Source organism: Mesorhizobium sophorae, from assembly GCF_002270415.1.
Taxonomy (GTDB): domain Bacteria; phylum Pseudomonadota; class Alphaproteobacteria; order Rhizobiales; family Rhizobiaceae; genus Mesorhizobium; species Mesorhizobium sophorae.
On record NZ_NNRI01000006.1, the window covers coordinates 32959 to 52070 of the forward strand.

18 protein-coding genes and 2 pseudogenes are annotated in these 19112 nt (G+C 60.5%); 12 read left to right on the forward strand and 8 right to left on the reverse strand.

The genetic code is table 11. The annotated features are described in order from the left end of the window. Window positions 1-217 precede the first annotated feature (217 nt). From CGZ66_RS04025 to CGZ66_RS41305, 7 genes and pseudogenes are all read left to right on the forward strand, one after another. Window positions 218-1351, forward strand: a complete 1134-nt coding sequence (locus CGZ66_RS04025) for a substrate-binding protein (protein ID WP_095081998.1) — start codon at window positions 218-220, stop codon at window positions 1349-1351. 474 nt (window positions 1352-1825) lie between these two features. Continuing rightward, window positions 1826-3202 (forward strand): multicopper oxidase family protein, encoded by a 1377-nt coding sequence (locus CGZ66_RS04030; protein ID WP_167391985.1) that lies wholly within the window; start codon window positions 1826-1828, stop codon window positions 3200-3202. 411 nt (window positions 3203-3613) lie between these two features. Continuing rightward, window positions 3614-5365 carry an adenylate/guanylate cyclase domain-containing protein gene (locus tag CGZ66_RS04035; protein ID WP_095081848.1) on the forward strand — a complete coding sequence of 584 codons (1752 nt, stop codon included), beginning with the start codon at window positions 3614-3616 and terminating at the stop codon, window positions 5363-5365. 453 nt (window positions 5366-5818) lie between these two features. Beyond that, complete coding sequence (locus CGZ66_RS04040) at window positions 5819-7120, forward strand: adenylate/guanylate cyclase domain-containing protein (RefSeq protein WP_167391986.1); 1302 nt, start codon at window positions 5819-5821, stop codon at window positions 7118-7120. Between the two features lie 109 nt (window positions 7121-7229). Then, the gene (locus CGZ66_RS04045; protein WP_095081853.1) at window positions 7230-7613 is read left to right on the forward strand and encodes a hypothetical protein; all 384 of its coding nucleotides are present in this window, start codon (window positions 7230-7232) and stop codon (window positions 7611-7613) included. Window positions 7614-7758: 145 nt separating this feature from the next. Then, a complete protein-coding gene (locus CGZ66_RS04050; protein ID WP_095081857.1) occupies window positions 7759-8907 on the forward strand; it encodes an IS30 family transposase in 1149 nt (382 codons plus the stop codon). A 328-nt stretch (window positions 8908-9235) separates the two neighbouring features. Next, window positions 9236-9361: pseudogene (locus CGZ66_RS41305) on the forward strand (GtrA family protein); the annotation flags it as partial. Between the two features lie 53 nt (window positions 9362-9414). Here CGZ66_RS41305 and CGZ66_RS40635 read toward each other — a convergent pair. Beyond that, the gene (locus CGZ66_RS40635) at window positions 9415-9609 is read right to left on the reverse strand and encodes a hypothetical protein (protein ID WP_245331008.1); all 195 of its coding nucleotides are present in this window, start codon (window positions 9607-9609) and stop codon (window positions 9415-9417) included. 95 nt (window positions 9610-9704) lie between these two features. Between CGZ66_RS40635 and CGZ66_RS04065 the strand changes: the two genes are divergently transcribed. The 4 genes from CGZ66_RS04065 to CGZ66_RS04080 all read left to right on the forward strand — a co-directional run bounded on the left by CGZ66_RS04065 (window position 9705) and on the right by CGZ66_RS04080 (window position 11502). Continuing rightward, the gene (locus CGZ66_RS04065) at window positions 9705-9845 is read left to right on the forward strand and encodes a carboxymuconolactone decarboxylase family protein (protein ID WP_206073667.1); all 141 of its coding nucleotides are present in this window, start codon (window positions 9705-9707) and stop codon (window positions 9843-9845) included. Between the two features lie 207 nt (window positions 9846-10052). Continuing rightward, window positions 10053-10547: a DoxX family protein gene (locus tag CGZ66_RS04070; RefSeq protein ID WP_095081866.1), complete on the forward strand. Its 495-nt coding sequence runs from the start codon at window positions 10053-10055 to the stop codon at window positions 10545-10547. Further along, the gene (locus CGZ66_RS04075) at window positions 10544-10984 is read left to right on the forward strand and encodes a GNAT family N-acetyltransferase (protein ID WP_095081870.1); all 441 of its coding nucleotides are present in this window, start codon (window positions 10544-10546) and stop codon (window positions 10982-10984) included. The genes CGZ66_RS04070 and CGZ66_RS04075 overlap by 4 nt, the downstream gene beginning before the upstream one ends. An 89-nt stretch (window positions 10985-11073) precedes the next feature. Continuing rightward, window positions 11074-11502 carry a GNAT family N-acetyltransferase gene (locus tag CGZ66_RS04080; RefSeq protein WP_206073668.1) on the forward strand — a complete coding sequence of 143 codons (429 nt, stop codon included), beginning with the start codon at window positions 11074-11076 and terminating at the stop codon, window positions 11500-11502. 401 nt (window positions 11503-11903) lie between these two features. Here CGZ66_RS04080 and CGZ66_RS04085 read toward each other — a convergent pair whose 3' ends face one another. From CGZ66_RS04085 to CGZ66_RS40640, 4 genes and pseudogenes are all read right to left on the reverse strand, one after another. Beyond that, window positions 11904-12605 (reverse strand): hypothetical protein, encoded by a 702-nt coding sequence (locus CGZ66_RS04085; RefSeq protein ID WP_143748664.1) that lies wholly within the window; start codon window positions 12603-12605, stop codon window positions 11904-11906. A 493-nt stretch (window positions 12606-13098) separates the two neighbouring features. Next, window positions 13099-13413 (reverse strand): annotated as a pseudogene (locus tag CGZ66_RS04095) (DUF1254 domain-containing protein); the annotation flags it as partial. An 82-nt stretch (window positions 13414-13495) separates the two neighbouring features. Continuing rightward, complete coding sequence (locus CGZ66_RS04100; protein WP_095081877.1) at window positions 13496-15169, reverse strand: arylsulfatase; 1674 nt, start codon at window positions 15167-15169, stop codon at window positions 13496-13498. A gap of 161 nt (window positions 15170-15330) precedes the next feature. Further along, complete coding sequence (locus CGZ66_RS40640) at window positions 15331-15576, reverse strand: DUF2092 domain-containing protein (protein WP_095081880.1); 246 nt, start codon at window positions 15574-15576, stop codon at window positions 15331-15333. 163 nt (window positions 15577-15739) lie between these two features. Between CGZ66_RS40640 and CGZ66_RS40310 the strand changes: the two genes are divergently transcribed. Continuing rightward, window positions 15740-16402 (forward strand): hypothetical protein, encoded by a 663-nt coding sequence (locus tag CGZ66_RS40310; RefSeq protein WP_206073669.1) that lies wholly within the window; start codon window positions 15740-15742, stop codon window positions 16400-16402. A 66-nt stretch (window positions 16403-16468) separates the two neighbouring features. Here the strand turns inward: CGZ66_RS40310 and CGZ66_RS04115 are convergent, their stop codons facing one another. From CGZ66_RS04115 to CGZ66_RS04125, 3 genes are all read right to left on the reverse strand, one after another. Further along, window positions 16469-17203: an alpha/beta fold hydrolase gene (locus tag CGZ66_RS04115; RefSeq protein ID WP_095081883.1), complete on the reverse strand. Its 735-nt coding sequence runs from the start codon at window positions 17201-17203 to the stop codon at window positions 16469-16471. Between the two features lie 68 nt (window positions 17204-17271). Next, window positions 17272-18096 (reverse strand): IS5 family transposase, encoded by an 825-nt coding sequence (locus tag CGZ66_RS04120; protein ID WP_095082000.1) that lies wholly within the window; start codon window positions 18094-18096, stop codon window positions 17272-17274. Window positions 18097-18147: 51 nt separating this feature from the next. Beyond that, a complete protein-coding gene (locus CGZ66_RS04125) occupies window positions 18148-18807 on the reverse strand; it encodes an adenylate/guanylate cyclase domain-containing protein (protein ID WP_425352260.1) in 660 nt (219 codons plus the stop codon). Window positions 18808-19112: the final 305 nt, after the last annotated feature.

A 19112-nucleotide genomic window follows, 5' to 3' on the forward strand; every position in this document is an offset into this window, starting at 1 on the left:
TGTGCGCCTGCCCCGAGGCGCGCATCCTGATCCTGTCGACGGACCGATGGTGGCCGCGACCGACAGGAGGAATCAGATGCTTCTCGCAACGACAAAGGTGGCGGACGTCGACCACTTCATCCGTATCTTTTCGACCAAGGGCGCCGACAAGCGCCGGCTGCACGGCTCGAACGGTGCGACAGTATTCCGCGACCCCAGCGAGCCCGACCGCGTCAAAGTGGATCCGAAACCTATCAAGATCGGCCTCATCGCCGAACTTACCGGCCCGTTGTCCTTCATGGGCATCGCCAACGCCAACCTCACCACCATGCTCGTCGACGACATCAACGCCAGGGGCGGCCTCCTCGGTCGGCCGGTGAAGCTCGTCATCGAGGACGGCGAGACCACCGAAAGTGTCGCCAAGGCAAGGACCGCGAAACTGATAGACGTCGACAGGGTCGATTTGGTCGTCGGCGGCATCTACAGCTCGACCCGCCTGGCCATCAAGAGCGAAGCGGTCTCGCGCGGCAGGACACTCTATATCTACACCGAGCAATATGAGGGGCAGGAAAACGATCCCCTGATGTTCTGCACCGGCCCCGTCCCGGCACAGCAGGTCGAGCCATTGATCCCATGGCTGATGAACAGCACCGGGGCGAAGAAATTCTACCTGCCATCCTCAGACTATATCTGGCCGCATTTGTTGAACAAAGCCGCGAGCCGGGTGGTGCGCGCCAACGGCGGCGAGATCGTCGGCGAGGAGTACTTCCCCCTCGATACCATCGATTTCCGGCGGACCGTACAGCAGATCATGGCGAGCGGTGCCGAAGTGGTGTTCAACACCATCGTTCCGCCGGGCCTGACGCCATTCTTCGACGAACTGCACAAGGCCGGTTTTGGCAAGCGGGGCGGCAGGATCGTGTGCACCTACTTCGACGAGAACTTCTTCAATCTCGTGCCGTCCGAACAGATCGAGGGCCTCTACAGCTGCCTCGACTACTACCAGGAACTCGACGATCCGTTTGGCCGCGCGGTTCTGCGTCGCTATAGCGAGCGGTTCCCAGGCAGCGCGATGTTGACCGCCGGCAGCGGCTGCACCGGCCACTACCGGGCGATCAGGATGTGGGAAGCGGCGGTGCGGGAAGCCGGCACGGTTGAGCGCGACGCGGTCATCCGGGCGCTCGATCATGCCCGCATCAGCGAGGGCCCGGGCGGCTCGGCGGAAATGGTTCCTGGCCAGCACCATGTTCGCATGAACATGTACATCGCGCAGGCGCATGGCGGTCGCTTCCGGGTCGTGAAGAACCTAGGTCCGATCAATCCCAACGAACGCGTGCTTACCGACGAATCCCAATTGAGCAATGCGGGGTGACCGGCGACGCGGATCACTGTTATTCCAGGTGTCGTGGCGGCTAGATTGCCGCCTCTCCACCAACCTGCCGACAGTTGCCGTTTCAGTCACATACGCAGCGATTGGTAAGATCAAGAGGCGCCATCTGTGGCTCCGGTCGAAAGTCGCTGACAGGCAACCATCAACCTCAACCAGCCTCAGGTGCAAATGTTCCAGGCGCGTCGACATTGACCACCGTTTCGCCTTCACCCACACGCACAAAGACGTAGTGGACGTCGTCGCCGCCTTCGAGGGAATCGTCCCGCTTTCTTGAACATCATACTGAGGTTGCAGGCTCGCGCGTGGAGGGTCGCTCGTAGCCGTACAATGCCCACTACACAATAGGGAGGAAGATATGCCGGCTTAAGCGACCTAGCCCCACGGAGTCGTCATTGAGCGATTTCTAATATGCCTGTAGCTTCAGGCAGCCGACACAAAGTTGGTGGGAGGTACGCAATGAAATTGCTCAATCGCCGAGAGGTCTTGGCCGGTTTCGCAGGCACTTCGATCTTCAGCATGGCAGGTTTTCACCCTGCCTTTGCTGACGACGGGTACATTGAACTGACGGCGCGCGAGACCAAAATCAAACTAAAGGGACTTGCGGGGCCAGACAGCGAACTGATGGGCTATGACGGGCTGGTTCCCGGTCCGACATTGCGCTTTACCCGAGGTCAGATGGTGCGCATCAGATTTCGCAACGAACTTGACGTGCCGACGACAGTGCACTGGCACGGCATCAGGTTGGATAACGCCATGGACGGCGTACCGGGGCTGACGCAGGACGCGATTCCGCCTGGGGGCAGCTTTGACTATGAATTCACACCCCCGGATGCCGGCACGTTCTGGTATCACGCCCATGTCGACAGTTGGAGTCAGGTGGCGCGCGGCCTGTTCGGGGCGCTGATCATCGACGAGGTGACACCGGCCTTTGCGCCCGAAAACGATCATGTTCTGGTCTTGACCGACTGGCGGGTGGACGACGCCGGTGCCTTTGACGTGGCAAGCATGGGCGGCATGCACGAATTTGAGGGCGGAGGGCGCATCGGCAATTTGCTGACCGTCAATGGCGTCGAGAAGCCGGAAATTCCCGTGTCTTCCAGCTCTGCGCAACGCTTGCGTCTGATCAACACCAGCACTGCGCGCATCCTGAAACTGGAGTTGACCGATGCCAAGGTCGCGATTATCGCTCGTGATGGCCAGCCCCTGGCGTCACCCAAGGAGGTCAGTGGCGATATTTTGTTGGGGCCTGCCCAGCGTGTCGACTTGACGGCTGAATTTGCGCCGGATGTTCCGGCGGAATTGAATGAGTTTGGCGGCATTGTGATGGCGCGTTTCATCCCGTCAGGGCCCGCAACGGCGCAAGCAAGTCCCGTACTCGTTCCCGCCGACTTGCCGGTCCCGGACTTGGCAACAATCCGCTGGATTCCTTTGCTGATGGAAGGTGGTGTCTCGGGAAGGCTGAAGGATCCAGAAATTGCTCAATTGCACGGCGGCATGGCAATGAAAGCCACCGCGCCGCCGCTGTGGGCCTTCAACAATGTGGTGGGCATGGGGGACAAGCCGCTCTTTGAGGCGGCTGGTGGCGAGTCTATCGGAATCGAGATGACGAACAAAACGGAGCAATATCATGCCATTCACATTCATGGGCACGATTTCCGGATAATTCGCCAGACTGGTCCCGCAAATACGACCTGGTTCGACACGGTTGTGATTGCACCAGCTGAAGTCATGCGAATTGCCTTCGTTGCCGGCAAGCCGGGTAAATGGATGATCCATTGTCACGTGCTGGAGCATTCGGTTGCTGGGATGGATACGTGGTTTCGGGTCAGTTAGTTCGACGTTTCCACCGCGCCGCAAATCCGGACCCGCCACCGATACCGGCCCGGAGTACTTGAGGGTGCGGCAATCGTACGCTTTTGGTGAACGCCGAAATGGGTCTCGCCGGCCGCTTGGAGGCGTATTGCTGACAGGCAGTTTAGGGGCCGACAGCGGACTGGCAGGTTCAGGCTGCGGTTGTTCAAAAGCGGACGTTCGGTTGAACGGGAACATAGTCGTGACCTGACCCAAAGTAGCCCGTTCGGCACCAGCCGCGATCGGACCATAAACGACGCCGTGTGAGGAAGGACCAAGGGACGTGGTGAGTTGATGGCTGTCGACGCCGGCACTGCACGCTCGCATTCGAGATAGGACTAGAATACGCTCACCGCCCGGAGCTTCGACCTACGGAAGAGGCAGGACACAAGCATGGAGCGACGCCTCACCGCAATTCTTGCTGCCGACGTCGTCGGCTACAGCCGCCTCATGGGAGCCGACGAGGTTGGCACGCTTGCGCATCTGAAGAGGCTTCGCGCCGAAGTGATCGAGCCCAAGATCACAGAGTCGCACGGACGCATCGTCGGTTCCGCTGGCGACAGCCTTCTTGTCGAATTCGCCAGCGCAGTCCTCGCGGTGCAGTGTGCGGTCGAAGCCCAGGAGGGATTGGCCGCTCACAATGCAAGTTTGCCCGAAGACAAGCGCATGACTTTCCGCATAGGCGTGAATTTGGGCGACGTGATTGCAGAGGACGATACGATCTACGGTGATGGCGTGAATATCGCCGCGCGGCTGGAGAAGCTTGCAGAACCTGGCGGCGTCTGCGTCGCGAGCAACGTGTACGAGCAGGTCAAAGGCAAACTAGACTATGCCTACACCGACCTCGGTAGCCATCAGGTCCACAACATGGTGGAGGCGGTGCGCGCCTATCGGGTCACTCGAGCAAAACCCACTTCGGCATTCTCGACAAGGGATACGCTGACGCTTCCCGAAAAACCGTCCATCGCGGTCTTGCCATTCGACAACTTAAGTGGCGATCCCGAGCAGGGCTACTTCGCTGATGGCATGGTGGAGGAGATCATCACCGCGCTGTCCCGGACGCGCTGGCTGTTCGTCATCGCGCGCAACTCGAGCTTTACCTACAAGGGCCGGGCGGTGGACATTAAGCAGGTCGGACGCGAGCTTGGTGTGCGCTACGTGCTTAAAGGGAGTGTGCGCAAGGCGGCGAGCAGGGTGCGCATCACCGGGCAGCTCATCGATGCGGCAACGGGTGCACATCTATGGGCCGACCGTTTCGACGGCGGGCTGGAGGACGTTTTTGAGCTGCAGGAGGAGGTGACCCGGAGCGTCGTCGGAGCGATCGCTCCAAAGCTGGAACAGGCAGAGATCGAGCGGGCTAAGCGCAAGCCGACCGAGCACCTTGACGCTTACGACTACTATCTGCGCGGGGTAGCAAGCCTCCACCGGTTGACCAGGGAATCCAACGCAAACGCCCTCCAGTTTTTTTACAAAGCCATCGAACTCGACCCTGAATTTGCCTCGGCATACGGCATGGCCGCCTGGTGTGCCGTCATGCGCAAGGCGAACGGTTGGATGACGGATCGCAAGCAGGAAACCGCCGAGACGGAACGCCTGGCTCTGAAGGCAGTGGATTTGGGCAGGGACGACGCGATCGCGCTTTCTCGCGGCGGGAACGCGCTCGCCTTCGTCGTGGGCGATAACAATAGCGGGGCAGCGTTCATTGATCGCGCGCTTGCGCTCAATCCGAACCTGGCTACCGCGTGGCTATTCAGCGGCTGGGTCAGAGCCGACCTCGGCGAGACGGAAACCTCACTCCGGCACCTGGCGACTGCGATACGCATGAGCCCAGTCGACCCGCTCATGTTCGATATGCAGAATGCGGTTGCAGTGGCCCATCTCTTCGCTGGTCGATTTGAGGAGGCATCATCTTGGGCTGAAAGGTCGTTGCGGGAAAAGCCGGACTATTTGGGGTCGTTGCGCTATGCGGCTGCAAGCTATGCTCACGTTGGCCGAACCGAGGATGCGCAAAAGGTGGTGAGCCGAATGCTCGCCCTCGATCCCGGCCAACGAATTTCCAATCTCGCCGATGTCATGCCAACTAGCCGTCCGGCCGATATGGCTCTGCTTGCAGAAGGTTTGCGAAAGGCGGGGCTGCCCGAATAGCGCTGCCAGGCTGGCGCATCAATCACGAGTTGGTAGTTAAAACGTGGGCAGCCTGCTCTTCACCGAGAACGGGCTTGTGGTCGAACCGGCGCGGGCCCCGATCTCGGCATTCCGTTCGAGGGACGAGAGGGCGCGATATCCAGACCAATCGTCGTGACGTTATCCATCGTAGCTCTCCTCCAGCTCTGGCCCCACGATTATAACCGCAGGGGCGAGGAGAGCCGTTCACCGCATCAAAAGCGGACTGGCAGCTTCCAGCTTGAAGTTTGCATAAGCTGACTTTCAGTTCGGCGCGAGAATCGTCCCCATCAGAGGCGACATGACGGGACCACCCCACCTGGGTGGCGTCATCCTGATTGCGGCGCTACACCCTTCTCCTGCCCTTACAGCCGAGTAAGATGGATCTCATCAGGAGGAGGTCGAATGCCGAAAGTGAGGTACAGATGCGCCGGCATGACGGTCGAGACCGGCCGCTTGGACGCAACTCTGCTTGACGTATCGATCGCCCACAAGATCACCCACTGGCATGAATGCGGCGGCAATGGTCGCTGCACGACTTGCCGGGTCCGCGTTCTGGACGGCGCTTCGCACCTGTCGCCACCAACAAGGCGTGAGGCGGAGCTCGCGCAGGCCCGCGGCTGGGACCCGACGATCCGGCTGGCGTGTCAGACATCCGCGAGCGGGGACGTCACGCTGGAACGGATTGTGCTGAGCGAGGCGACAGCGAGCCAGCTTCGGACCGAAACGGTCGGTCGAGAGGCCGGTGCGGAACGTCGGTTGGCAATCCTGTTCTGCGACATGCGCGATTTCACCGCTCTCGCGGATTCGAACAGCGCATTCGACGTCGTCCATATTCTCAACCGCTTCTTCGATGCCCTCGGGGATCCGATCCTGCTCAATGGCGGCATCATCAGCCACTACGTTGGAGACCAAATCTGCGGGCTTTTCGGACTTGACGACGCAGATCCCGCCAGGATCTGCAGTGGAGCGATACGGGCTGCGTTCGGGATGGTGGAGGCAATTGACAGGCTGAACGAGGATCTCGCGCGCTCCTTCGGCATCCGGATCAGGATCGGGATCGGGGTGCACTTCGGCAACGCCATCGTCGGCGATGTCGGCCATCCAACGCTCCGCAGGTTCACGGTCATCGGCGACGACGTGAACACTGCGAGCCGGATCGAGTCGATGACGAAGGAGCTGGGGGCCACGATCCTCGTCTCGCGCGCCGTCGCTGAAAGGCTCGCCGAAGGGTCGCTCTCGGTCACCGCGACCAAGATGACCCGGCTGCGCGGAAAGCGGAACGACATCGAGCTTCTTGCCGTCGACGGCTTCGCCGACCCCAGCCCGTTCACACTGGCGCAACGCTCGGTCGGCCGGCTCCTCGATCACCCTTCGACGTTTGCCGCGCAATTCTACGCGAACATGTTCGCCATGCGACCCGAGCTGGAGGGGCTCTTCGTCAATGGCACGGGTGCTCAGGGAGCGATGCTTTCCCACATGTTGCGTAGCGTGGTGTCGGGCCTTGAGACGCGCAAGCATGTGACCATCGGTCTGCAGACAATGGGTCGGAAGCACGTCGGATACGGTGTCGAGCTGGATTACTACCGCACATTCAGGGCCGCGATGCTAAAGACGATCAGCGACGTCATGGGGGCGGGCCTGACGCGCGAGATCGAAGAGTCCTGGTCGGTGACCCTCGATGTGATCTTGGGTCTGATGAAAGAAGGTGCCGGCGCAGAGTTCCGTCGAAATTGAACCGAGGTAAGCAAGGCACTTCTGCATAGTCACACCCGCCGTGATCGGCCCGTTGGTGAGACGAGGCGTTGCGTAAGTTTCAGAAACATCGGGAGAGAAAGAGAGAGAGATGCCGCGCGTAACACTGGTCGGGTTTGACCCGGAGAAAGTCGATTTTTCAGATCCCGCTTTGCCGCCGGGAATGAACGCTGAGAAGATAAGTGCCGGCATCATGCTGGCGCTGAAGCAGATGAAGGACCGGGGATGGGAAGGCGATTTCTGCCCCATCAGTCCCGATGAAACGGCTGGGCAGACCGTGGAGCGTCACCTGGCTTCCGCAGACTATGCATGCGTCGTCATCGGCGCCGGTGTCCGTCTGCCTCCTAAAGGCCTTTCGCTGTTCGAGGCGGTCGTCAATGCGGTACATCGTGCGGCGCCAGCCGCGACCATCGCATTCAACACTCGGCCCGATGACAGCGCCGATGCTGCCGCCCGATGGCTGCCGCCAGCCTGAGCGGCGCCCGGGCGCGCGACCGGAGAGTCGGCAACTGGGTCTGGATTGAGACACTCGCGAAGTTGGCTGCGGATGTCCGGAAACAGGCGGTGGGTTCAACCGATCGTGGCAACACCTTTAGTCTGAGAGGATGAGGAGGTGTCGCATGGTGACGTCACGGGTCTGGTTTACATCAGCGCAGAAGGTCGAGCTTTGGGAGCGATGGAAGCAAGGCCAAAGCATTTCGTCGATCTCGCGGGCATTGGACCGCAGGAACAAAACCGGCGTGCAGCGGATCGTATCCCTACATGGCGGCATTGCTCCGTCAGCAAGGCGTAGAGCGGCTTGGGCGCTTGGACTGGCGGAGCGAGAAGAGATCTCTCGGGGGATCGCGGCGGGTCTTGCGATACGCGCCATTGCCAGAAGTCTTGGGCGCGCGCCATCGACAATATGTCGGGAGATCACGCGCAATGGAGGTACGCGAACTTACCGTGCAACTCGGGCTGACAAGCAGGCTTGGGAGCGCGCGCTACGCCCGAAGCAGTGTCGCCTTGCATGCTCTGGACGGCTACGATGGCGGGTCGCGCAAAAGCTGGCGCTACAGTGGTCGCCGGAGCAAATAGCGGGCTGGTTGAGGCGAGAGTACCCGGGCGATCCAAGCATGCGGATATCTCATGAAGCAATCTATCGCAGTCTATTCATCCAGTCGCGAGGGGTACTCAAGAAGGAACTGACGGCACATCTGCGCACCAAACGGCAGATGCGCCTCGCCAAAGGTGCACAGCGCCGGACGGGGCAAGGGCAGATACTCGATATGGTCTCCATCCGCGAGCGTCCCGCTGAGGCTGAGGATCGAGCTATCCCAGGCCATTGGGAGGGTGATCTGCTCACCGGTGCGAACGACACGAACATCGCCACCCTCGTCGAACGACACAGCCGGTTCACGATGCTTGTGAAGTTGACGAGAAGGGACTCGGCCACCGTCGTGGCGGCCCTCGCCAAGCAGATCGGCACATTGCCCGAAGAGCTGCGGCGCTCGTTGACATGGGACCAGGGCAAGGAGATGGCTCGTCACAGGAGCTTCACCGTTGCAACCGATCTACAGGTCTACTTCTGCGATCCGCGCAGTCCCTGGCAGCGCGGCACCAACGAAAATACCAACGGTCTGCTCAGGCAGTACTTCCCGAGAGCAACCAACCTCTCCCGTGTCTCCCAGGCCCAACTCAACGCCGTCGCTCTGCGGCTCAATCAGCGCCCCCGAAAAATCCTGGACTTCGAAACGCCGGCCGATAGGCTACAGAAGGTGTTGCGATGACCAGTTGAACTCACCCCAGACAGTGCTCCCGATCATCGCGTCCATCCGACGCTCTGGCATCACCAGCTTGCGTGGCTTGGCAATCGCCTTGAACAACCGAGGTGTCCACACTGCTCGCAATGGGCAATGGCAGGTGTCGAACGTGCGCAACCTGCTGGCGCGATCCACGAACCCAGTTTGAGGGCCTGATCAGTTTTTATAGGCGGGAAGATCCGAGGTCTCGGCGTTCGGACTGAGTCGGTCGGTCCGCAGACGCCACTGTCGCGCTCGGCCCTCTTCACCCACTCATGCAGCGTCTGCGGGACGGCGGGCGTATACCAGCGCCGACATCGTCGCCAACGCCACGGGCTATGCCGTCGGTCTTGTCCTCGGCTTTTTCCTCAACCGCCAATGGACCTTCACACGAGCCGATGGCTTCCGCGCCGGAACCCTATTGCGATATGGGGGTGTCTTCCTGGTCGCCTACAGACTACGCAAGTACCGAAAAATTGGTCCCCGTGGGCCACCCTATCGCCGTTGCATTACGATCCTGCTCTCGATCATCGAGGCGATCTTGGGCGTGTGTAGTCTCACGGCCGGCCGTTGCAAGAGATCTTCCAGCTCGATCGGACGCAGTTCGATTTCAGGATCGATGCTTTGCATCTCGAGCAGGTTCGGGAGCCTTAGGATTTCGACTTTCTGCTGTGCCGCGATCTCAACCAACGCCTCAATGCTGGCGTGCCGCTGATAGTCCTCGCGCGAACGTGTCAGGATGATCGCTTCAACCGCAAGGGCACGTCGACACCGACATAGCGGCGGTGAAATCGGCGGGTTTTACCGAGGCTCAAGTCATCGAGATTGTCGCCATCGTAGCCGAGAATTTCCTGACCAATCTCATCAACAATGTTGCCGAGACCGATATCGACTTTCCCGTCGTTCTCGCCGCCGAAGCCGCCTGACCGACGCCCGCCCCGCCGCCTACGGTGGACCGGGCGATTTCGGTTCTGCTCTCGTCGAGGCTCCCGCAGCGGCGGTAACGATGCCGTGAGACTGTAACGGTCGGTTCCCGTGGGGCGAATAAGAAACTGTCTCCCAAGCCCCCATGGCAGGCTTTTTTTCGGATAGTGCCGAATCCAGGCACGCCGCCCCAGAAAGGTATACCGGTAATGAATCTCCGTGGACTCATCACGAGAACTACACTCTCCTCGTCCGCTGCAGCAGCTGGGCGGGCGCCGTTGCCGATAAGGTTGATCGTGGGCTTTGGCTTCCTTGCCCATGGCTATGCCAAACTCAGCAGAGGGCCGGGAAGTTTTGGCGTCGTGCTTCAGACACTGGGAGTCCCAGAGCCTCAAGCGCTGGCATGGTTGACAACGCTGGTTGAACTTGTCGGCGGCAGTGCTGTGCTGGCGGGCGCTTTCATTCCGATCGTCAGTGTGCCGATGGCGATGGTGCTTTTGACTGCACTGGTTACCGTCCATTCCCAATACGGATTTTTCTCAGTGAAGTTTGCCGAAGTGACAGCCACAGGAATCCGGTTCGGGCCCGTCGGCTACGAAATCATCCTGCTTTATCTGGCTGGCCTTGTAACGCTTGCAGTAGGCGGCCCCTGCCGTTTGTCGGTTGGGACGGTCTTGTCTCGGGGAATCGAGCGCTCGAGATGACTACCCTTGCCCAACCCCAGCACCATCTTTCTGCAATTGAGATCGACGCCTTCGAAGACAGGATCTATGCCTACAATCGGGAGGCGGTAGGGCGCGATGACGCTCAGGGCCTTGGCTTTGTGATCCGCGACCCAGTTGGACGCATCATCGGTGCTGCAGCAGGATTTTCCTGGGCAGGCACTTCCGAACTCAAACAGATGTGGATCGATGAGGGACATAGGGGACGTGGCTATGCGCGAGCGTTGTTGAACGCCTTCGCGGCCGAGGCCAAAGCTCGAGGCGTTCGGCGGATTTGGGTGCAGAGCCATGATTTCCAAGCGCCAGGAATGTATGAAAAATCCGGCTTCGTGCGCGTAGCTGAGTTTGCGGATTGGCCCGAGGGACACTCCAACGTCATTCTCTGCAAAATACTTGAAGAGCCGACTGCAACCCAATGACCCCCATCCGAATTGCGCGAGACGCTGACGCGGAAGCCCTGCCCTATATCGAACAGTAGGCGGGTGAGGCCTACCGCGAGATCGAGGAGTTGGCCTGGATTGCCGACGACGACAACCAGACCGTCGAGCGCCACCGTGAACTCATCGCCAAGGGCACGTCCTGGGTCGCGGCGGACCCCTACGATCGGCCGGCCGCATTCCTGAGCGCGGAGATCCAGAATGACACATTGCACATCTGGGAACTTGCCGTCCGCCTTGATCGACAACGCTCGGGTATCGGACGCGCCTTGCTGGAAAAGGCAATTGCGGCTGCGAGGCGTCGCCGCCTTGTCGCTCTTACCCTGACGACGTTCCGGGACGTGATCTGGAACGCGCCATTTTATCAGAAGCTGGACTTTCAGGTGCTGGATGATGCGCAGGCCGGAGAGCGGCTTCGCCAGGTGCTGCGCCGAGAGGTCGAGCACGGAATGCCGGCAAGCAGACGTTGCGCCATGCGCCTTGTCCTCACTCAAGTTTGAGCTTGCTGGCGAACAGACTGCGCTCTAAGCGGCGGCCCGGGTGTTTCAAGGTTTCTGGTTCTTCTGCGCCGGATCGCCTCCCAAGTCGTGCTAGCGCGACTTGGGCTTCCAGACCATGAGTCGCGAATTCGCGACTCATCCCAAATGCAATGACCACCGGTTACGAGGGAGATACGCAGCGGGGCGTGAGATAAACACACTGCGCCGGGTTATTTGCTGCGCAACCGTATGAGACGCAATGTAAATGCGTATGATCGCAGCGGCGCGACCTTTCCTCAATCGCGGTCACGATCAGCGCGGCTTGCAGAGCAGTCGCGGCAATTCGGGACTTCTCGCTTGAATGGCCGACGCACCCGGCAGCAAGAGACGCAGCATCGAGAGACACGATCCGCGCCAGTCGATCATTTCGCCCCCTCGCCGCACAAGGCAGTCTTTTCGGTCTGCTTGGCGCACCAGTCAGCGATGATCGCCTTCGGATCGGCTTCACTCTGTTCCGGCACGGCACGATCCTTCCCAAGCTGCACCCTATTGCGCTCGGTCATCTGCGGCAGCAGCGTCTTCGCTTCGGCCAGCAGCGCCCCCGCCTCGGGCATCGCGGCGAGATCAGCGATGCAGCGGGGCAATTCCTCCTCGTAGCCGCCATTCGCCAGCGACCAGCGCGCCGCCAGGAATATCTTCACCACGGCAACGACATGGCCGCATTGTGCGACACGCGCCACCCTCGCTTGGGCTGCGTCGCGCTGGGCCCTCTCTTTTTTGAGCGCTATGAGCGTTGCGTCCATCTTCGGTTGCATTTCAAGGATGGTGGCGGTGACCCTGTCGACGAACGCTTTGGCGGGCTCGCAGGCCGACTTGTCGGCTTTCAGACGGCTGGCTTCACGCGTCTGCTCGACGCCGGAACGTGATTTGTCCTGGAGATCCGCTTGCGTGATTGCCGCAGCCGCGAGATCGGTGCTGGCATAGTGCCAATCCCGAAGGCAGTAGGCGTCGATAGCTTCGGCATAGGCCAAGGCCGTCATGAACGGTAGCTTGGCGATCTCGTCCCTGGTCAGGATGTCCTCGGCCTGCGCTTCGGTGATGGTGAGCGCGATGGCTGCAGTCAACAAGGTCGCCTTCATTTAGGTTACTCTTCTCGCCGGATAAGCCGAAGCTGGAATACACTTGGCCAGCACGGGTTGCGCTCCAGCTTGAGACCGGAAAAGGCTTTGCTACACGACCTGGCCCAAGCCGTCTTTATACCAGAGACACGGCGTGATTCCGAGACCGAAGCGGATCTCCAAGGACCACCCGTCCACGGTTCGCCGTGTCCATCCGACGCTCTGGCATCACCAGGTTGCGTGGCCTGGCAATTGCGTTGAATAACCGCGGCGTCCGGATAGCTCGCAATGGGCGATGGCAGGTTTCGAACGTGCGCACGGGGGGAGAGTGTGGCCCAGAGGACCACACCCAACGCAGCGAAAGCCCCAAGAAACTCGGACAGCACGCCATCGCCGGTGCTCTTCACGACCCGGCCCCGATGAACTGCAATGGTCGATCGATGAGGTCGCTTCGCAGCGCGCGGAGGCGTGCGAGCGCAGGATCCTCGTCCCTACTTCAGCGGTCTTTCTCGATGGCCGGCACGGTGAACACTATCGGCTGGGCGCGCAGGTCAGCTCCCACATACGAATACGGCGTGTCAGAGTTGGGCGTCTGGATCGCCTTGTCGTCCGGCGTGTAGACGCGGGCATTGTTGAAGATGGTGTTCCGGGGCGCCTTGTATTCGGGCCCGCTGCTGTCGACGAAGTAGGAGTACTGGATGCGGTAGCTGTCGACGGGCGGGAAGCCGTAGACCGTGGCTTCCCTGGCGATCGCGCGGGCTTCGTCGGGCGTGATCTCAGCTGCGGCACAGGGCGGGGGGAGAGTGTGGCCCAGAGGACCACACCCAACGCAGCGAAAGCCCCAACTCTCATGGCCCAACTCCTCGTCGTCGCGTTTCCACCCGCGTGCCTTCGTGTCAATTCTGGCCCGGGTCCGCCGTTGTGATCTTGTCCATCACGTCGCTGAGGGAGAAGCTCGCCGCCTTGGCACGCGGTGGAAACTCCTTGAAGCTCTCAAGGAACTTTCCGACGATGACCTGCGCCGGCACCGTGAGGAATACCCGGTGCACCACCCAGTCGGCGTAGTAAATACTGGTTGGTCCCCTCTCGAACGGATCGGATCGCAAATTGTACACCATCGGCGCGCGCAACTTGGTGAAATCGCCCTGCCAGACTCCCAATGGAGTTTCAGGGTTGGTCTCCGCGTGCTGCTCGATAAATGCTATCTTCCAATCGTGAGCACGGAGCGCCATTACATCCCCATCATCGCTCCAGTACAGGAAGCCTTCGCGCGGAGACTTTTCCACTTCGCCCCTGAAGAAGGGTAAGAGATTTTCTCCATCGAGATGGACCTTGAAGGTCTTTCCGTTGAGTTCGTGCCCCTTCATCACCTTGGCGACCAGGTCGGGTTCACCCGCCGCCGCGGCGAAGGTCGGGATGAAGTCCATGTGCGCGCAGATGTCGTTGACGATTGTGGCGGGCTTGATCACGCCCGGCCAGCGGATCAGGCAGGGAACGCGGAACGCGCCTTCCCAATTGGTCGCCTTCTCGCCCTTGAACGGCGTTGTGCCGCCATCGGGCCAGGTGAAGACTTCGGCGCCATTGTCGGTCGTGTAGACCACGATCGTATCATTGGCGACACCGAGATCGTCCACCAACTGCAAAAGTTCGCCGACATGCCCGTCCGTCTCCACCATGCCGTCGGGGTATATGCCAAGGCCCGTCTTGCCCTCCGATTCCTTCTTCAGATGCGTGAAGATGTGCATGCGCGTGGAGTTGAAGTAGCAAAACCAGGGCTTTCCGGCAGTGTGCTGGCGGTTAATGAAGTCCTTGGCCCCAGCGAGGAACTCCTCGTCGACCGTCTCCATGCGCTTGACGTCGAGCGGTCCGGTGTTCTCGATGACCTGCTTGCCGACCTTGCCGAATGCCCGATCAACGGTCGGGTCGTCGGTATCACTCGCCTTGCATTTGAGCACGCCACGCGGGCCAAACCGGGTACGGAAGCTCGGGTCCTTGGGGTAGTCGGGGTTTTCCGGCTCCTCCTCGGCGTTGAGGTGGTACAGATTGCCGAAGAACTCGTCGAAGCCGTGGACAGTTGGCAGATGCTCGTTGCGATCGCCGAGGTGGTTCTTGCCGAACTGGCCGGTAGCATAGCCAAGCGACTTCATGACGTCGCCGATGGATGGATCGTCGGGGCCGAGCCCAAGCGTAGCGCCGGGCAGCCCGACCTTGGTAAGGCCGGTGCGGATCGGCGATTGGCCGGTGATGAAGGCTGCGCGGCCCGCCGTGCAGCTCTGCTGGCCGTACCAGTCGGTGAAGACCGCGCCTTCCTTGCCGATCCGATCGATGTTGGGCGTGCGGTAGCCCATGATACCCATGTTGTAGGCGCTGACGTTGAACCAACCGATGTCGTCGCCCATAATGAACAGAACGTTCGGCTTGCTGGCCGGCTGGGCCTGAGCCGTAGAAACGACAGGCGCGGTCGCCAGGGCAGCGGTTGCCGCCGCCAGGGCAGTGCTGCCCAGAAGCACGTCCCGGCGGCTGATGCCTGTGCTCGGATGATTGGTGGTCGGCTGAGTTTTGCCAGTCATTACTTTCTCCCTTTGCAAAAAGCGAGACCGGGATTGAGCCAGGCTCGCCGGTTTCGATGAAGACCGGATGTGACGGCTCGCCGCGCTCTACTGAACGATCACCTGCACGTAGACGTCGCCACTCCTGGCGTATTGAGAGGCCGCCGCAGCGACGACGCCGTTCACCACTGCGCCCGCGATATACTTGGCGTCGGTGACGCCATCCACCAGCCCCTCGAAGACGTTGGCAGACAGGAGATCTCTCCGCCCGGCGCTTCGACGCCTGCGTCGGCGAGCCGATACGTGAGTTCGTCGATCGTGCCTTTCGCCTCGATCCGGGCATAGGCGTTGAGGTTCTTGCCGAGCACGCTGAAGGGGGTGCCGTCGTAGACCACCTTCGATGCCAGGACCGCGGCTGCGGTTTGCAAATGCGGTACCCCCGAGCAGTAGGCTGCGCCGGCTGACCGAAATGTCGCCCGCTTTCGAAGGATCTGATCGATCGTTCTCGTTCTGCGAGGCTTGATCTCCTCTGATTGCTGCGGGCGGTGCTGTCGGTGCCTAGTCGGAGGCGACTGTCGTGAAGACGTACAAATGCGCCGGTCGAGCCGGCGGATTTCGTCTGGCGATGCAAAGTCGAAAGAGACCGAGTTTCAACCAACGATACAGCAACGCACCGTCATCGTCCAGTATCTCGGTGATCCCATCTACCGCCATGAAGCCGACTATGTGAAGCACTTGGCAGCATCTGGCTTGGCGGTAACGGTTATCGAAAGCGTCGGTGTCAACGACACCGCCGTGGCGGAAACCTTGCAAGCTATGCAGGCTGGCACCGAGGTCATTGTCCAGGGTGCCTTTCGCAAGGACGGATGGAACGGACGGACCGACATCCTCCGACGGGTCGCGGTGCCGAGTAATCTTGGCGCCTGGTCCTATGAGGTTATCGACACCAAGCTCGCAAGCGAGACCAAGGGAGGCACGGTCCTCCAGCTTTGCCTCTATTCCGACCTTGTTGCGGCCGCGCAGGACCACATCCCCAGTGAAAACGTCAGCGAACGGCAGGCGAAGATCAATGCCCTCGTGCAGCGTCTCACCGCGGATTGTCCTGACGATCCCGCAGACCGCGATGCGGATCAGCAGGCCCGATGGATCCTTGCCCATGTGCTCGACTGGCATCGCCGCGAGGAAAAGTCGATCTGGTGGGAATACTTTCGTCTCGCGGCCTTGGACGCCGCTGTGCGCATCAGGCTGGGGTAGCAAGCTGCCAAATCAAACCAATCGCCAAACCAAGGCCTGAATCTGACATCATCGTGTACGGCCGTGTCAGCCGCCCAGGAAAAGCCTGATCTCTTCGAAGAATCGATCGGAAGCCGGCTCATGCTGCAGGAACAGATGGTTCTTGCCCTCGAAGGCGATGAAGCGGGCGCGGGGAATGCCAGCGGCCAGCTGTCGACCCGCCTCGATTGGAACAATGAGATCGCCCCGCACATGCATGACGAGCGTCGGCGCCTTTACTGCGACAAGAAGATCAGTGATATCCAAATCGCCCGCGACATCGAAATACCGGGCAGCGCACTCGGGAGAGGTAGTCCTGCGCTGCAGTTCGTTGAAGATATCTGCTTGGTCGTGCGTCGCTCCTGGAATGAATAGCGCGGTGAACAATTGCCGGAAGCTCGGGTTATCTGCACCCCATCCCTGGCGCATTAATGTGGCCATCGCAATGCGCCTTTCTTTTTCGGCCGGCGCGCGCTTCTTGCCGCCGAGCCCGAAGCCGCCATAGAGAACAAGGTGCGACACACGTTCCGGATGTCGCGCGGCATAGGCGACCGAGACGGCGGCACCTTGGGAGATTCCAAGAAGCGGGAAGCGTTCGAGGCCGGCCGCATCGACAACGGTTTCTAGGTCGCTCACCCAAGCCTCAAGCGAGAGTTCGTCGACGTCCCAGTCAGACATACCGTTGCCTCTCGCGTCATAGCGGATCAGCGTGTGTTCACGCGAGAGTCCTCGAAAAACATGCCGCCAGATCGGGCTTTCCCAATCGTATTCAAGGTGGTTCATCCAGTTCGCCGACTTCACCAGAATTGGCCCGCTGCCTGAGTGTCTGAATCGGAATGACCGCCGTGTTTTCAGGCCCTTGCGAGCCGTCGGGTAAGCATGCGAATGTTTGCGATGAGGACCCAGGCCTGAGCGGATTCGATGGATCGCTCGAAGTCCTTGGCCAGCCTACGGCACCTACCCAGCCATGCGAAGGTCCGCTCAACGACCCATCGGCGTGGCAGAATCTCGAAGCCCTTGGCGCTGTCCGATCGCTTGATGATCTCCATCGTGAACTTGCCGATCTTTTGCAGGGCGCCCCGCAGTTTCGGCCCTGCATAGCCACCATCGGCGAAGACATGGCGCAGCCACGGCCAGCGCTCGAGTATGGATTTCAGGACGGCCGGCGCGCCGTCGCGGTCTTGAATGTCGGCGGCGTGAACGACGACGCCGACCAGCAAGCCCAGCGTGTCGACGACGATGTGCCGCTTGCGGCCCTTGACCTTCTTGCCGGCGTCGAAACCACGAACGCCGCCGCTTTCGGTGGTTTTCACGCTCTGGCTGTCGATGACGCCGGCGGACGGGCTTGCCTCCCGGCCTTCCCGTTCGCGCGCCGCCATGACGAGTTCATTGTTGATGGCGCGCAGCAATCCTTCGTCCCGCCAGCGCCAGAAGTACTTCTGCACCGTCGAGAACGGTGGGAAGTCCTTCGGCAGAAGCCGCCATGCTCCGCCCGACGAAGCCATGTAAAGCAGCGCGTTCACGACCTCGCGCAGGTCCGTCTTCCGCGGCCGGCCGATCCGGTTCGGCGCCGGCATCAGCGGCTCGATCAGCGCCCACTCCGCGTCCGTCAGGTCGCTTGCGTAGCGCGGGCAGCGCCGTTCATAGTGAGGGCGAGTGGTTTCGGTCCAGGGCATCATGATCTCCGTCGAATCTCAGCAATCCGACAGAATCACAACCCGCTGAAATCACTCACTTCTTTTTGGAGCAGACACTGAGATCGCGTAAGCGAGGCGCACCCCGTCAAATGCTCGGCAATATTTGATCTCCTGCATCGGCTCGGGACCGTCGAGGACCGACATCTCGTGCAGGCTACCGATCCTATCGACCGCAAACACCTCTACTGGTTTGGCAATGTTTTTCAAATCGCGAGGACCCAGTTGTCGGAATCGCAGGGCGAGCTTACCTTCGATCTGCTCGTACACCTGACGGGAAATGTAGATTCCGTTTGGCTCCGCAATTGCTTCGAGGCGGGCCGCCACGTTCACGCCATCGCCAAAGATGTCATTTTCATCGATGATGATGTCGCCTAGATTTATTCCAATGCGAAATTCGATCCGCTTCTCTTGCGGCACGTGAGCATTGCACTTGACCGTCTCGCGCTGAACCTCAACAGCACAACACACCGCCTCCACGACACTCGCGAACTCCACCAGAATGCCGTCGCCGGTAGTTTTTACGATGCGTCCGCGATGCTGCTTGATCTTGGGATCGACAAGGCCACGCCGGTGCGCCTTCAGTCGAGCTAGAGTACCCTCCTCGTCGGCGCCCATCAGTCGGCTGTATCCAGCGACATCGGCAGAGAGGATCGCCATGAGCCGTCGTTCCAGATGCTTTTTTTGGGCCAAGGCCGAACTCCAAAGAAAACTAGCCCATTTTAGTTGGTCTTGACAGCCAGCGCCATCGTCGGTGGGCCTCACTGAGCAACCGAAGCCATCACCTCAGTTTTGAACGCGATTGGGCCCGGTCAGCAGGTTGCTGAAGAAGTCATGAGTTTGCGTGGGTTGAGGCCACTGCAGGAGATTCCGGGCCCTCGCGTCTCGCAAGCTACAAAGCGCCAGGCTCGGCAGTCCGACGAATGCGGGCCATGCGGCAGCCAGACATCGGCAGAGAGGATCGCCATGAGCCGTCGTTCCAGATGCTTTTTTTGGGC